11 protein-coding genes are annotated in these 12,307 nt (G+C 70.4%); all 11 read left to right on the plus strand.

Annotated elements, in window-relative coordinates; translation table 11 throughout:
- Position 1 precedes the first annotated feature (1 nt).
- The 11 genes from ME121_RS01290 (at position 2) to ME121_RS01335 (ending at position 11,801) form a co-directional block, all read left to right on the plus strand.
- Positions 2-3,139: an efflux RND transporter permease subunit gene (locus tag ME121_RS01290; RefSeq protein ID WP_059408129.1), complete on the plus strand. Its 3,138-nt coding sequence runs from the start codon at positions 2-4 to the stop codon at positions 3,137-3,139.
- A gap of 112 nt (positions 3,140-3,251) precedes the next feature.
- Positions 3,252-3,467, plus strand: coding sequence for a hypothetical protein (locus ME121_RS01295; RefSeq protein WP_059408131.1), 216 nt, complete (start codon positions 3,252-3,254; stop codon positions 3,465-3,467).
- Positions 3,468-3,696: 229 nt separating this feature from the next.
- The gene (locus tag ME121_RS33080) at positions 3,697-4,104 is read left to right on the plus strand and encodes a Ros/MucR family transcriptional regulator (RefSeq protein ID WP_089230997.1); all 408 of its coding nucleotides are present in this window, start codon (positions 3,697-3,699) and stop codon (positions 4,102-4,104) included.
- 328 nt (positions 4,105-4,432) lie between these two features.
- Complete coding sequence (locus ME121_RS01300) at positions 4,433-5,092, plus strand: response regulator transcription factor (protein ID WP_059408134.1); 660 nt, start codon at positions 4,433-4,435, stop codon at positions 5,090-5,092.
- Positions 5,089-6,390: a sensor histidine kinase gene (locus ME121_RS01305; RefSeq protein WP_059408136.1), complete on the plus strand. Its 1,302-nt coding sequence runs from the start codon at positions 5,089-5,091 to the stop codon at positions 6,388-6,390. Before ME121_RS01300 ends, ME121_RS01305 begins: the two co-directional genes overlap by 4 nt.
- 92 nt (positions 6,391-6,482) lie before the next feature.
- Positions 6,483-7,259, plus strand: a complete 777-nt coding sequence (locus tag ME121_RS01310; RefSeq protein WP_059408139.1) for a COG4705 family protein — start codon at positions 6,483-6,485, stop codon at positions 7,257-7,259.
- Positions 7,260-7,326: 67 nt separating this feature from the next.
- The gene (locus ME121_RS01315; protein ID WP_059408141.1) at positions 7,327-7,734 is read left to right on the plus strand and encodes a hypothetical protein; all 408 of its coding nucleotides are present in this window, start codon (positions 7,327-7,329) and stop codon (positions 7,732-7,734) included.
- Positions 7,735-7,805: 71 nt separating this feature from the next.
- Positions 7,806-8,546, plus strand: a complete 741-nt coding sequence (locus ME121_RS01320; protein ID WP_432442965.1) for a COG4705 family protein — start codon at positions 7,806-7,808, stop codon at positions 8,544-8,546.
- Between the two features lie 29 nt (positions 8,547-8,575).
- Positions 8,576-9,355 (plus strand): COG4705 family protein, encoded by a 780-nt coding sequence (locus tag ME121_RS01325; protein ID WP_059408145.1) that lies wholly within the window; start codon positions 8,576-8,578, stop codon positions 9,353-9,355.
- A gap of 254 nt (positions 9,356-9,609) precedes the next feature.
- On the plus strand, positions 9,610-11,262 hold the full coding sequence (locus ME121_RS01330) for an anti-phage dCTP deaminase (protein ID WP_089230995.1): 1,653 nt from the start codon (positions 9,610-9,612) through the stop codon (positions 11,260-11,262).
- A gap of 128 nt (positions 11,263-11,390) precedes the next feature.
- On the plus strand, positions 11,391-11,801 hold the full coding sequence (locus ME121_RS01335; RefSeq protein ID WP_059408147.1) for a hypothetical protein: 411 nt from the start codon (positions 11,391-11,393) through the stop codon (positions 11,799-11,801).
- Positions 11,802-12,307: the final 506 nt, after the last annotated feature.

Below are 12,307 nucleotides of genomic sequence, written 5' to 3' on the forward strand. Positions count from 1 at the left end.
GATGAAGGCTTGGTTCGCCCTCCTGATCCGCCGTCGTTGGCTCGTCCTCGTGATCGCGCTCGCAGGGACCGCCGGCGGCATAGTCAACCTCGAAGGGCTATCCATCGACGCGGTGCCCGACATCTCGCCCAAGCAGGTGATGATCCTGACGCTCTCGCCCGGCCTCGGCCCGCAGGAGGTGGAGCGCCTCGTCAGCTTCCCCGTGGAGAGCGCGATGGCGGGCGCTCCGGGCCTCACCGGCATCCGCTCGGTCTCCCGCTTCGGCGTCTCGGCGGTCTACGTCACCTTCGAGGACGGCATGGCCGTCACGGAGGCGCGGGCCCAGGTCTTCCAGCGCCTGCCCCAGGCTAAGGCGATGATGCCGGCCGGCGTCGGCGACCCGCAGATGGGGCCGATGGCGACCGGGCTGGGCGAGATCTACCAGTTCGAGCTGCGCGGGCCGGCCTATTCGCCGATGGAGCTGAAGCGCATCCTGCAATGGACCATCGCCCCGCGGCTGAAGCTGACGCCCGGCATCGCGGACGTGAACATCTACGGCGGCCAGCTCCCGACCTACGAGGTGCGCGTCTCGGCCGAGGCGCTGCACCGCTACGGCGTGACCCTCGGCCAGGTCTACGCGGCGCTCGCCCAGAACAACATGGCGCGCGGCGGCGCCTACATCGAGCACAACGACCAGCAGGAGGTGATCCGCGGCCTCGGCCTGGCCAAGGGTCCCGCGGACATCGCCAACATCGTGGTGGCCACGAACGCGGGCGGCCTGCCCGTCGCCGTCGGCACCCTGGGCGAGGTGGTGGAGGCGCCCAAGGTCCGCCTCGGCGCGGTGAGCCGCGACGCGGCCGGGGAGACCGTCGTCGGCATCGCCATGATGCAGCAGGGCGAGAACGCGAGCGCCATCGTGGAGCGGGTCAAGGCCGCCATTACGGACCTGCGCCCGCAATTGCCGCCCGGCATCGAGGTCGTGCCCTACTACGACCGCTCGGCCCTGGTGGAACGCACGATCCGCACAGTCGAGCACAACCTGCTGGAGGGAGCGGCGCTCGTCGTGGTCGTGCTGCTCCTCCTGCTCGGCAACCTGCGCGCCGGCCTCGTCGTCGCGGTCGCGATCCCGCTCTCCATGCTGATGGCGTTCGCGGGCATGCGGCTCATCGGCCTGTCCGGCAACCTGATGAGCCTCGGCGCCATCGATTTCGGCCTGATCGTCGACGGCGCCGTGGTGATGGTCGAGAACGTGCTGCGCGCCCGGGGCGGGCAGCCCGGGCGGCCGGCCCTCGACGTCATCCGCGACGCCACCGCCGAGGTCGCCAAGCCCATCCTGTTCGCGGTGGCGATCATCATCCTCGTCTACCTGCCGGTGCTGGCGCTCGAAGGGGTGGCGGGCAAGATGTTTCGGCCGATGGCCTTGACCGTCATCCTGGCGCTCGCAGGGTCGCTGATCCTGACCATGACCCTGATGCCCGCGCTCGCGGCCCTCGCGCTCGCGGGCCGGGGCGTCGGCGAGCGCGAGACGCGCCTCGTCCACGGGGTTCGGGCGCTTTACACGCCGGTGCTGCGGCTCGCCGAACGCCGGGCGGGTGCCACGGTGCTCGTCACCATCGCCCTGTTCGCGAGCAGTTGCCTCATCGCCACCCGGCTCGGCGGCGAGTTCCTGCCCAAGCTCTCGGAGGGCTCGGTCGTCGTCACCTCGGAGAAGCTGCCGGGGATCAACCTCGACGCCTCGCTCAAGGCCGTCCACCGGATCGAGACGGTCCTGAAATCCTTTCCCGAGGTCAAGCGGGTCGTCTCGCTGACCGGCAGCGCCGAGATCCCCACCGACCCGATGGGCGTCGAATCGACCGACAGCTTCATCACGCTGGCCGACCCCGCCACCTGGACGACCACCGACACGCAGGACGGTCTCGTCGCGGCCTTCGACAGGCGGCTGAGCGAGGAGGTGCCGGGCGTCGCCTACTCCTTCTCGCAGCCGATCCAGATGCGCATGGACGACCTGCTGGAGGGCGTGCGCGGCGACGTGGCGATCAGCCTCTACGGCGACGACCTCGCCGTGCTGAAGGAGAAGGCCGACGCCATCGTGCGCGCCGTCTCGGACGTGCCTGGCGCGGCGGACGTGAAGGCCGAGGCGCAGGCCGGGATGCCGACCCTGTCGATCCAGGTCGACCGTGCGGCGGCCGCCCGCTACGGCATCAACGTCAGCGACGTCCTCGACACCGTCGAGGCCATCGGCGGCCGCCCTGCAGGCATGGTCTACCGCGACGACAACGCCATCACCGACATCGTGGTGCGGCTCGCCGCCGCCGACCGCGGCGACGTCGAACGCATCCGTGCGCTGCCGGTCGGACGCAACGGCAAGGCCCTCGTCCCGCTCTCACTCGTCGCGTCGGTCGACGTCGCCACCGGTCCGGCCCAGATCAGCCGCGAGCGCCTGCAGCGGCGGATCTCGGTCCAGGCCAACGTGCGCGGGCGCGACGTGCAGAGCTTCGTGTCGGAGGCGCGGGCGACGGTGAAGGCCGAGGTCAGCCTGCCGCCGCGCTACGCCCTCCGGTGGAGCGGACAGTTCCAGAACCTGCAGGAGGCGACGAGCCGGCTTTCCGTGGTGGTGCCGGCCGCCATGGCGGCGATCCTGGTGCTGCTCGTGGTGATGTTCGGCGACATCCGCCTCGCCGGGCTGATCTTCCTCAACGTGCCGGTGGCGGCCACCGGCGGGATTCTGGCGCTGTACTTGCGCGGACTGCCGTTCTCGGTCTCGGCCGCCATCGGCTTCATCGCCACCTTCGGCATCGCCGTGCTGAACGGCGTCGTGCTGACGAGCTACATCAGGGACTTGGAGCGCAAGGGCCTCGACGCGGTCCAGGCGGCGACCGAGGCCGCGGAGATGCGGCTGCGCCCGGTGTTGACGACCGCCCTCGTCGCGACGTTGGGCTTCCTGCCGATGGCGCTCTCGACCAGCGCCGGCGCCGAGGTGCAACGTCCGCTCGCCACCGTGGTGATCGGCGGCCTGATCACGGCGACGCTCCTCACGCTCGTCGTGCTGCCGGCCGTCTACCCCTACGTCTCCGGGCTGCGGCTGCCGTTCGGAGGCAGCGATCCGCACCGTGACGTCCGTCCCCCAAACGCCAAGCGCCGGGTCGGGTCCGATGCCTAGGAGGGCGGTATCGTACCCACTCGCCCTCACCGTGGTCGCCGTTTGTGGCGCCGCTGCACCTGCAGCCGTCGCTGCTCCCTTCGCGTGCTCGGACTTCTTACGGATGCATGGGTTGCTCCGGCGTGCCGCGGCGATCTGCGGCTACTCCGCCTACAACCCCGCCATCGTCGAGCGTGCGAGGAGTTGCTTCGAGGCGGTCGGGTCCCGGGAGGGCGCCCGCCAGATGTACGCCGGCGCGTCGGAGTACGACCGGATGGCGGCCGTGCGCAATCGGGACGCGCTCTGCCTCAGCCTGGCCAGCAAGTTCCCGATGGTGGTGCGCCCGTGAGGAAAGCGTCCGAGGCGTCCGGGAGGTGGCTCCGAGGGGGCAGCTCGCCACAGCCGCCTGCTCTACGGCATCTCAGTCGAAAATGGGGGCGGCATCGAACTACGAGGTCGACGCAGGCCTATGCACCGAAGTGGCGCAAGATAGAATCTTTATCGTTCATAGTTCTCCCAGTTCATGCTCAAGATAAAAATGCAGACTGATGACTTTTCCACCGATGAGGATTCGGGATATGCCAGACTTTCAGCTCCCTGAGACGGAAATTCGCGCGAATCTGACCATCAGCATAGTTTGCGCCTATGTGCGAAACAATGCCGCCGCACCACGCGAGTTGCCTCACCTGATCGCGTCCGTCCACTCGGCCTTGACGGGCTTGTCGGAACCCGCCGCCGCGGCGTGCGAACGGCCGCCCAGACGCTCGCCGGCGGAGGTGAGAAGTTCGATCACGCCCGACGCGCTCGTCAGCTTCATCAACGGCAAGGCCTACGCGCTCCTCAAGCGGCATTTGGCTAGCCATGGATTGACCCCCCGCGCGTACCGGGAACGCTACGGCTTGCCCGACGACTACCCGATGGTGGCACCCCGGTATTCGAAACGTCGGTCGACCTTGGCAAGGGCGACCATGTTGGGTCATAGGTGACCCCACGCGGGAAACCCTTCTCCGCCGCATTCTCGGCGCCGGCCTCTCCGACGGTGCGAATCCGGGTCGGGCCATGCCGCCCGCCCTGACCGGTGACGGCACGGGGCGAAAGGCGTGTCGGCGGTCACGGGATTCCGGTGCGCCCGCGCACCGCGACCCCGGGCAAGCCCGCAATCGTCCTCCGGTCGACCGTCGAGCGGTCTTGCCGTCGCGGCTGCCGGGCTGCAGGCTGGGCCGGTCCGTGGCGCGGATCCGTCCCTATCGCGGCTCGCCGAGCGGGGGCGGCCTGCGCGGCGCCGCGGCGGCCCCGACCTGAACGAAGCGACCCATGCGCGTGCTGCTGATCGAGGACGACCGCATGATCGGCGAAGGGCTGTCGCACGGCCTTGCCGCCGAAGGCTACTCGGTCGATTGGGTGCGCGACGGACCCACGGCCGAAACGGCGCTGCGGGTCGGCGGCCATGCCCTGGTCCTGCTGGACCTCGGCCTGCCGGGCGCCGACGGACTGCAGGTTCTCAGGTCCGCGCGGACGGCGGGCAACGACACGTCGGTGCTCATCATCACGGCGCGGGACGGACTCGACAGCCGCGTCGCGGGCCTCGACCTCGGGGCCGACGACTACCTGGTCAAGCCATTCGAGATGCGCGAGCTGCTCGCCCGGATGCGGGCCATCCTGCGGCGCCGGGCCGGGCGGGCGAGCGCCCGGCTCTTGGCCGCCGAGACCGAACTCGACACGGAGAGCCACGTCCTGTCCCACGCCGGGACCGTCGCGCTCCTGTCGGCGCGCGAATACGCCCTCGTGCACGCGCTCATGGAGCGACCGGGGCGCATCCTCTCGCGGGCGCAGATCGAGGAACGCATCTACGGGTGGGGCGAGGAGGTCGAGAGCAACGCGGTGGACGCCCTGATCCTCACGGTCCGCCGCAAGGTCGGAAAGGGCGCGATCCTCAACGTCCGCGGCGCGGGCTGGATGGTGCCCAAGCCATGAGGGCCGCCTCCGTGCGCCGCACGGCGCTCGGCTGGATGACCGCCCTGCTGGCCGGCATCGGCCTGGCCGCGATGGTCGCGGCCTACGCCCTCGCGCGGATCGAGGCGGCCGATTTCCTCGACGGGCAGCTGCGGCAGGTTGCCCTCAACGCCGGTCCCGGGCTCCCGGACGCGAATGCGGACGCGCCGCCCGCCGCCGACCAGGACCCGGAGGACCAACTCGCCGTCACCATCTGGAAAGACGGGCAGGTCCTGCGCGGCGACCGCGGTGCCGACGTCCGCCGCCCCGGGCGCACGGGATACGCGAACGCCGTCATGGGCGGCGAGCTCTGGCGTACCTACACGACCGTCAACGGCACCATGACCGTCAGGGTGGCCCAGCGCGACGTGGTGAGGGCGGAGTTCGCACGCAATGCGGCGCTCGGCGCCGTGGCCCCCCTGCTGCTCCTCGTCCCGCTGTCGTGGATCGTGGTCGGCTGGGCGATGGACCGGGCGCTCGGGCGGCTCGACGGCTTGGTGCATGACCTCGCCGGGCGCGGGGCCGCCGCCCAGGGTCCCCTGCCGACGCGCGGCGTGCCGACGGAGGTGGCGCCCCTCGTCGAGGCCATGAACGGGCTCATCCTGCGCCTGCAGGCCGCTCTGGCCGCCCAGAAGCGGTTCGTCGCCGACGCCGCGCACGAACTGCGTACGCCGCTTGCCGCGATGCAGATCCAGCTCGACGCCCTCGGCGTGCCTGCCGGTGGCGGGGGCGACGCGCGGCGAATGGCGCTCGCGGGCGGCCTCCGGCGGGCGAACCGGCTGGTGGATCAACTGCTCCGTCTCGCCCGGCTCGACGACGGTGCCGAGGCCCGTCCCGCATCCGTCGACCTCGGCCAGCTCCTGCTCGACTGCGTCGCCGACCACGTCGTGCTCGCCCAGCGCAAGGACATCGACCTGGGCGTCCACATCGAGACGCCCGCGACGCTTCACGCGTCGGAGGACGAGGTCCGCGTCCTGTTCGCCAACCTGGTCGACAACGCCCTGCGCTACACGCCGTCGGGAGGCCGGGTCGACGTCCGTCTGCTGAACCGGGACGGTGCGTGCGTCGTCACGGTTCGGGACACCGGCTGCGGGCTGCCGCCGGGAAGCGAGGGCCGCCTGTTCGACCGCTTCTTCCGGGCCGCGCCACCGGAAGTCGAAGGCACGGGGCTCGGGCTCGCCATCGCCCGCCGCATCGCGGAGCGCAACGACCTCGGCCTGACGGTCGAAAACCGACGGGACGGACGGGGGACCCTCGCAACGGTCAGACTGCCGGCCTGAGGCCGAGCCCGCGGCTCCGCCGGACGAAGCTCATTCCGCCCTCATTCTGGCTCGCTATCACCGTGCCCGACCATGACGGACGGGAGACGGGGATGAGCGAGATCCAGCGCCAGGTCTTGAACAAGGTACCGGAGGTCACCGCGGCCTTCTGGGTCATCAAGATCCTCTCCACGACCGTCGGTGAGACCGGCGCGGACTACCTCGCGGTGAACGTCGGCCTGGGTGCCGCCGTCACCGCCTCCCTCACGGCCGGCCTCCTCGCGGCCGTCCTCGCCCTGCAGGTGCGCGAGCGGCGCTACGTGCCCTGGACCTATTGGTCGACCGTCGTCCTCGTCAGCGTGGTCGGCACGCAGGTCACCGACATCCTGACCGACAAGCTCGGCGTGAGCCTCTTCGTCAGCACCGGCGTGTTCGCGGCCGCCCTCGCCGCCGTGTTCGCCCTCTGGTACGCGACCGAGCGGACGCTCTCGATCCACGCCATCGTGACCCGGCGCCGCGAGGCGTTCTACTGGCTCGCCATCCTCCTGACCTTCGCGCTCGGCACGGCCGCGGGCGACCTGGCCACGGAGGCGCTGGGGCTCGGCTTCAATCTCGGCGTCGCCGTCTTCGGCACGATCCTGGCCGCCCTCGCCCTCGCCTGGCGCCTCGGCGCGAACCCGGTGACGACCTTCTGGCTCGCCTACATCGTCACGCGCCCCCTCGGCGCATCGCTGGGCGATCTGCTGTCGCAGGCACAGGAATACGGCGGCCTCGGGTTCGGCACGGCCTCCACCAGCCTCGTCTTCTTCGCCGTCATCGTCGCCCTGGTGACGTCCCTGAGCCTTGTCTCCGGACGCCCGGACGAGCCGGCCGGACAGCGGCGGTCCTGACCGTCCGCCGCCTCCCGCATCCCATCCTCCAGTCCTTACAACGCCGCACGACACGGAGCGAACGACCATGCGAAACGTCCTCCTCGCCGCCATCGCCGCGACGGTCATCGGCGCCACGGCCGCCCCCCTGGGCCTGCTGGCGATGCAGGACGCCGCCGTCGGAGCGACGCCCGCCGCGATGGCGGCGTCGAGGCTCGGCGACCTCTCCAAGTTCCGGGCCATCGTCGTCGACGTGAAGGCACTGGCCGACCGGGGCGACCTCGCCGCCGCCAAGACGCGCATCAAGGACCTGGAATTGTCCTGGGACGCGTCCGAGGCCGGCCTGAAGCCGCGAGCCGCCGCCGACTGGCACGTCGTGGACAAGGCCATCGACCGCGCCCTCGACGCGCTGCGGGCGTCGAACCCCGATCCGGCCGCCTGCCGTCGCGCGGTCGACGACCTGCTCGCCATCATCGACCGGACCCACACCGCCTGAGCCGGCCCTCGCTTTCCCACGGCAGCCCGATGACACCGAGCGAGCGACCCGGACACGTCGAACCCGCCAAGGTGCCAGAAGCCACCGCCGGGTTCTGGGCCATCAAGATCGTGGCCACGACCCTGGGCGAGGTCGGCGGCAACGCCGTCACGCTGACGCTCGGCCTCGGCTATCTCGCCGGCACGGCGATCTTCGGGGCCGCCCTGGCGGTGCTGCTCGTGGCACAGGTCAGGGCGGACCGCTTCCATCCGCTCCTGTACTGGGCCGTGGTCACGGCGACGACGCTCGCCGGCACGACCCTCGCCGACTTCTGCGACAGGTCCCTCGGCATCGGCTACGCGGGCGGGTCCCTGGTGCTGCTCGGATCGGTCGTCGCGACCCTGTTCCTTTGGAAGCGCACGCTCGGCACCGTCGCCGTGGAGACGGTGCGATCCCCGCGCGCCGAAGGTTTCTACTGGGCCACGGTCATGTTCTCCCAGACGCTCGGCACCGCGTTGGGCGACTGGATGGCCGACGGCAGCGGGCTCGGGTACGACGGGAGCGCGCTCCTCATCCTCGTCGCGCTGGCCGCGGTCACGGCCCTCCACCTGCGAACGCGCGCTTCCAGGCCGATGCTGTTCTGGACCGCGTTCGTCCTGACGCGGCCGCTCGGCGCCACCCTCGCGAACTCGCTCGACAAGCCGGTCGCTTCCGGCGGCCTGGGCATCGACGACATCACGATCTCCGGCGTGCTCGCGCTCGTCATGGCCGCGCTCGTCCTCCTCATCCCGCAGCGTGCCGACCGCCGGGCGGCCTGCGCCGACGCGCCGTGAGGTTTCCCCTCGAAGAAGGAGCAGGTCCGATGGACGACCGTTACGAACGCGCCCTGAGCAAGGTACCCGAGGTCACGCTGGGCTTCTGGATCATCAAGATCCTGGCCACGACGCTCGGGGAGACCGGCGGCGACACCGTCACCATGACCCTCAAATGGGGCTACCTCGCCGGCACCGCCCTGTTCGCCGTGCTGCTGGTCGCGCTCGTGGTCGCCCAGGTCATGTCGAGGCGGTTCCACCCGGTCCTGTACTGGTCCACCATCGTCGCTTCGACCACCTTCGGCACGACGATGGCGGATTTCGCCGACCGCTCGCTCGGCATCGGGTACACCGGCGGGTCGGCCCTGCTCCTCGCCTGCCTCGCGGCCGTGCTCGGGCTCTGGTACGCGACCGAGGGCACCGTGTCGGTGGACACGGTTTCGACCCCCCGGGTCGAGGCGTTCTATTGGGGGGCGATCACCTTCTCGCAGACGCTCGGCACTGCGCTCGGCGACTGGCTCGCGGACACCGGCGGCCTCGGCTACGAGGGCGGCGCCCTCGTCTTCGCGGCGGCGCTCGCGGTGGTCGTCGCCCTGTATTATCGGACCTCCGTCTCACGGGTCACGCTCTTCTGGGCGGCGTTCATCCTGACCCGCCCGCTCGGGGCCACGGTGGGCGATTTCCTCGACAAGCCGGTCGCCGACGGCGGGCTGAACCTGAGCCGGCCGCTCGCTTCCGTCGTGATCGCGGCCTTCATCGTCGCGCTCATCGTCCTGCTCCCGCAAAGGGCCGGTCGGCATCCGGCAGAGGGAGCACAGGCGTCGCGGTGACCCGGACGTTCCCGTGCGGGCGCCGAACGGCCATGGGTCGCTCCGCCCGCCGGCGCGCCCGTGAGGCCGATTCCGCGCAGCGCATCCGCGATCCCGCGCGGACCGGCCGTCCGGGGAGGCGGAACATGCTCCAAACCGGCTGGGCGGTGGGAGACGACCCTGGATAGCCACTTCACAGGCCTGTGCCGCCGTGGCATCTCCGCGGCGTTCCAGCTTTGCTGCCGTGACCACGGCATTCCAAGAGTCGACCCCCAATGGCCGATGCAGCGACGACCGGACGTTTGCCGACCGCGGCCGGCCCGCGCCCGGGCGAGACGAGCCAGAGCCTGCTCCGGAACCTCCGCGCGAACGAGCTTTTCATCGCGGTCGTCGGACCGGGCGGTTCAGGGGCGGGCCGGGCAGCCCAGATCGTCAAGGAGTTCCTCGAAACGCAGTCGGTCGAGGACGGCGGATACGAGGTCCGCATCGTCAAGGCGAGCGCGGAGATCAAGGCCTGGGCCCGGAACAACGGGCGCGACCTCGGCCCGGCCGGCGGTCGCAAGACGCTCGCCGGCGTCGTGCACATGCAGGATCTCGGCGACGCGATGCGGCTGGCTTTCGACGACAATGCGGCAGTCGCCCGCGCCGTCATCGCGCGCATCCGCGCCCTGCGCGCGGAGGCGAGCGGCAGGCCGGAGGGCGAGGTCGACGGGAAGCCGCGTGCCTACATCATCGACTCCCTGCGCCATCCTGCGGAGGCGCACCTTCTCCGCCGGATCTACCAGGACGCCTTCACGCTCGTCGGCGTCGTGTGCGACGACGATGCCCGCCACGGCCGGCTGACCCGGGAGCTGTTCGACTTCAACGACCGGGGCCGCCAGGAGACGCGCCGGGCCGTCACGGCCTTCATGGATCGCGACGGCGACGCGCCGGAGAGGCACGGCCAGCACGTCGTCGACACCTTCCACGAGGCGGATTTCTTCGTCGACAATTCGAAGGATGCCGGCGACGACCCGAAGAACACCGGGATGAACGAGCCGCTGCGGCGCCTGGTGCGGATCCTCACGGCGTCGGACGTCATCAGACTGAACGTCGCCGAGACGGCGATGCATCAAGCCCATTCGGCCCAACTGAGGAGCGCGTGCCTGTCGCGACAGGTCGGCGCGGCGCTCGTGGACGCGAAGGGGAACATCGTCGCGACCGGCACCAACGACGTGCCCAGGGCGGGCGGAGGGCTCTACGGGACCGATCTCGACGGGGAAGCCCCCGACCATCGCTGCGCGTTCCGGCCGGACAAGTTCTGCAGCAGCAACCGCGAGCAGAACGAGATTATCGGTGAGCTCATCGACAAATACCCCGCCCTGGCCGAAGGAAGGGAGAAGGGACAGGCGGTGGCCGAGCTTCGGCGCACGAAGATCGGCGGCCTGATCGAGTTCAGCCGGGCGGTCCACGCGGAGATGGACGCGATCCTGACCGCCGCCCGGACCGGCACCTCGCCGAGGGGATGCCGGCTCTATGTCAGCACGTTCCCCTGCCATTACTGCGCCCGCCACATCGTCGCCGCCGGGATCGACGAGGTGCAGTACATCGAGCCCTATCCGAAAAGCCGGGCGATCGGCCTCCATTGCGACGCCATCACGACGGGTGTGGACGGCTGGGAACCGCCCTCGGGCGTACAGGGTTCGGGAACTGTCGGCTCCGCACGGCCCGGTGTCCCGGCCGCCCGGGCCAACGCCAAGGTCCTGTTCCACCCGTTCGTCGGGGTCGCACCGAGGATGTATGCCCGGGCGTTCCTGAAGGACCGAGACTACAAGGACAAGCTGACCGGGGATTACCGGGTCGGCGAACCGGTTTGGGGTGGTCACTCGGAAGTGCTGCGGGTACATTATCTGGATCTCGAATCGGGCCTGGGAGCGCTGCAAGCGTGAGCAAACCACTCCTCCGCCTCGTCGAGACAACACCCTGGGAAACCGAGGGTTTTCCAGGGCCTTCGGCGCCGGTTCGACAGCTCTCGCTCTTCGACCATCGTCCCGTTCGCCGCGTCTCGTGCCTTCCCATGGCCGACGTCCACGGCGTGACGTTCACGCGCGCGGTCTCCATGAGCCGGCACGCGCTGGTGGTCGACGCCCGGCTCTACCCGTACTTCGATCTTCCCGGGCTGAGCAGGCCGTCCGTCTTCCGCCTGTTCGACGATCTGTCGTGCCGTTACTTGCACGCGCCGATCGACCTGCGTCCGCCCAGGGACCAGTCGGCCCGGTGGCAGCGGCGACAATGCGTGCGGGAGGCGATGGCGCGTGTCGTCGGACAGGACGGCGTTCCGGGTCGGTCGTCGACCATCGTGTTGGTCAACCGCATCCCCGAGGTCGATGTCCTCGACGAGACCCTGCGCGGCGTGTTCGGCGACGGGGAACATGTCTGGAAGGTTCAGCCACACGACGCGCTCGTCCTCACCGGAAACGGCGGATGAGCTGACCGAGGAGCTCCGAAGCGCGCCGGACGGGCCGTCGGGGCGTTTCCGGCCGGCGTGCCCGAAACGCCGGATCGAGCCCCCGAGGCCGGCGTCGCCGTTGGCGCGGGGATAGCCATCGCATCCCGGGGCGGGATGGGCCCATGACTCCACGCGATGCCGGAGCCGTTGCCCTATCGGGCGACTTTCGACGGCCCCGTGTCGATGACGGCGGGAAGCCGGGCCGGAACTTGCACTCACCTGCGCGCACGGCGGGTACGGAACCGGGCGTTGCGGTCGGGGCCCGTGGGCCAGCATGTTCCGACCGACCGACGACGCGGTCGCCGCCCCAGGTATTCGGTCAGGCGCATCCAAGTTGCGCCCCGGCCGAGGGGCATTCCCTCGAAGCGGTCGCGCGACGTGCCGAAGGTCGACCTACGAGGTCTTTCGGCTTTGATCGCTCCAAGGTTTTTAACGGCATAGGGTGTGGACGGCCGCGCCTTGGGACGGTTACGCCTCGTCTAGAG

The sequence above is a fragment of the Methylobacterium sp. ME121 genome (assembly GCF_000974725.1).
GTDB lineage: Bacteria > Pseudomonadota > Alphaproteobacteria > Rhizobiales > Beijerinckiaceae > Methylobacterium > Methylobacterium radiotolerans.

Excerpts from the sequence above, each read along its gene's own strand:
- ME121_RS01290 (WP_059408129.1), top strand. The coding sequence starts at position 2 with ATGAAGGCTTGGTTCGCCCTCCTGATCCGCCGTCGTTGGCTCGTCCTC.
- ME121_RS33080 (WP_089230997.1), top strand. The coding sequence starts at position 3,697 with ATGCCAGACTTTCAGCTCCCTGAGACGGAAATTCGCGCGAATCTGACC.
- ME121_RS01300 (WP_059408134.1), top strand. The coding sequence starts at position 4,433 with ATGCGCGTGCTGCTGATCGAGGACGACCGCATGATCGGCGAAGGGCTG.
- ME121_RS01305 (WP_059408136.1), top strand. The coding sequence starts at position 5,089 with ATGAGGGCCGCCTCCGTGCGCCGCACGGCGCTCGGCTGGATGACCGCC.
- ME121_RS01310 (WP_059408139.1), top strand. The coding sequence starts at position 6,483 with ATGAGCGAGATCCAGCGCCAGGTCTTGAACAAGGTACCGGAGGTCACC.
- ME121_RS01315 (WP_059408141.1), top strand. The coding sequence starts at position 7,327 with ATGCGAAACGTCCTCCTCGCCGCCATCGCCGCGACGGTCATCGGCGCC.
- ME121_RS01325 (WP_059408145.1), top strand. The coding sequence starts at position 8,576 with ATGGACGACCGTTACGAACGCGCCCTGAGCAAGGTACCCGAGGTCACG.
- ME121_RS01330 (WP_089230995.1), top strand. The coding sequence starts at position 9,610 with ATGGCCGATGCAGCGACGACCGGACGTTTGCCGACCGCGGCCGGCCCG.
- ME121_RS01335 (WP_059408147.1), top strand. The coding sequence starts at position 11,391 with ATGGCCGACGTCCACGGCGTGACGTTCACGCGCGCGGTCTCCATGAGC.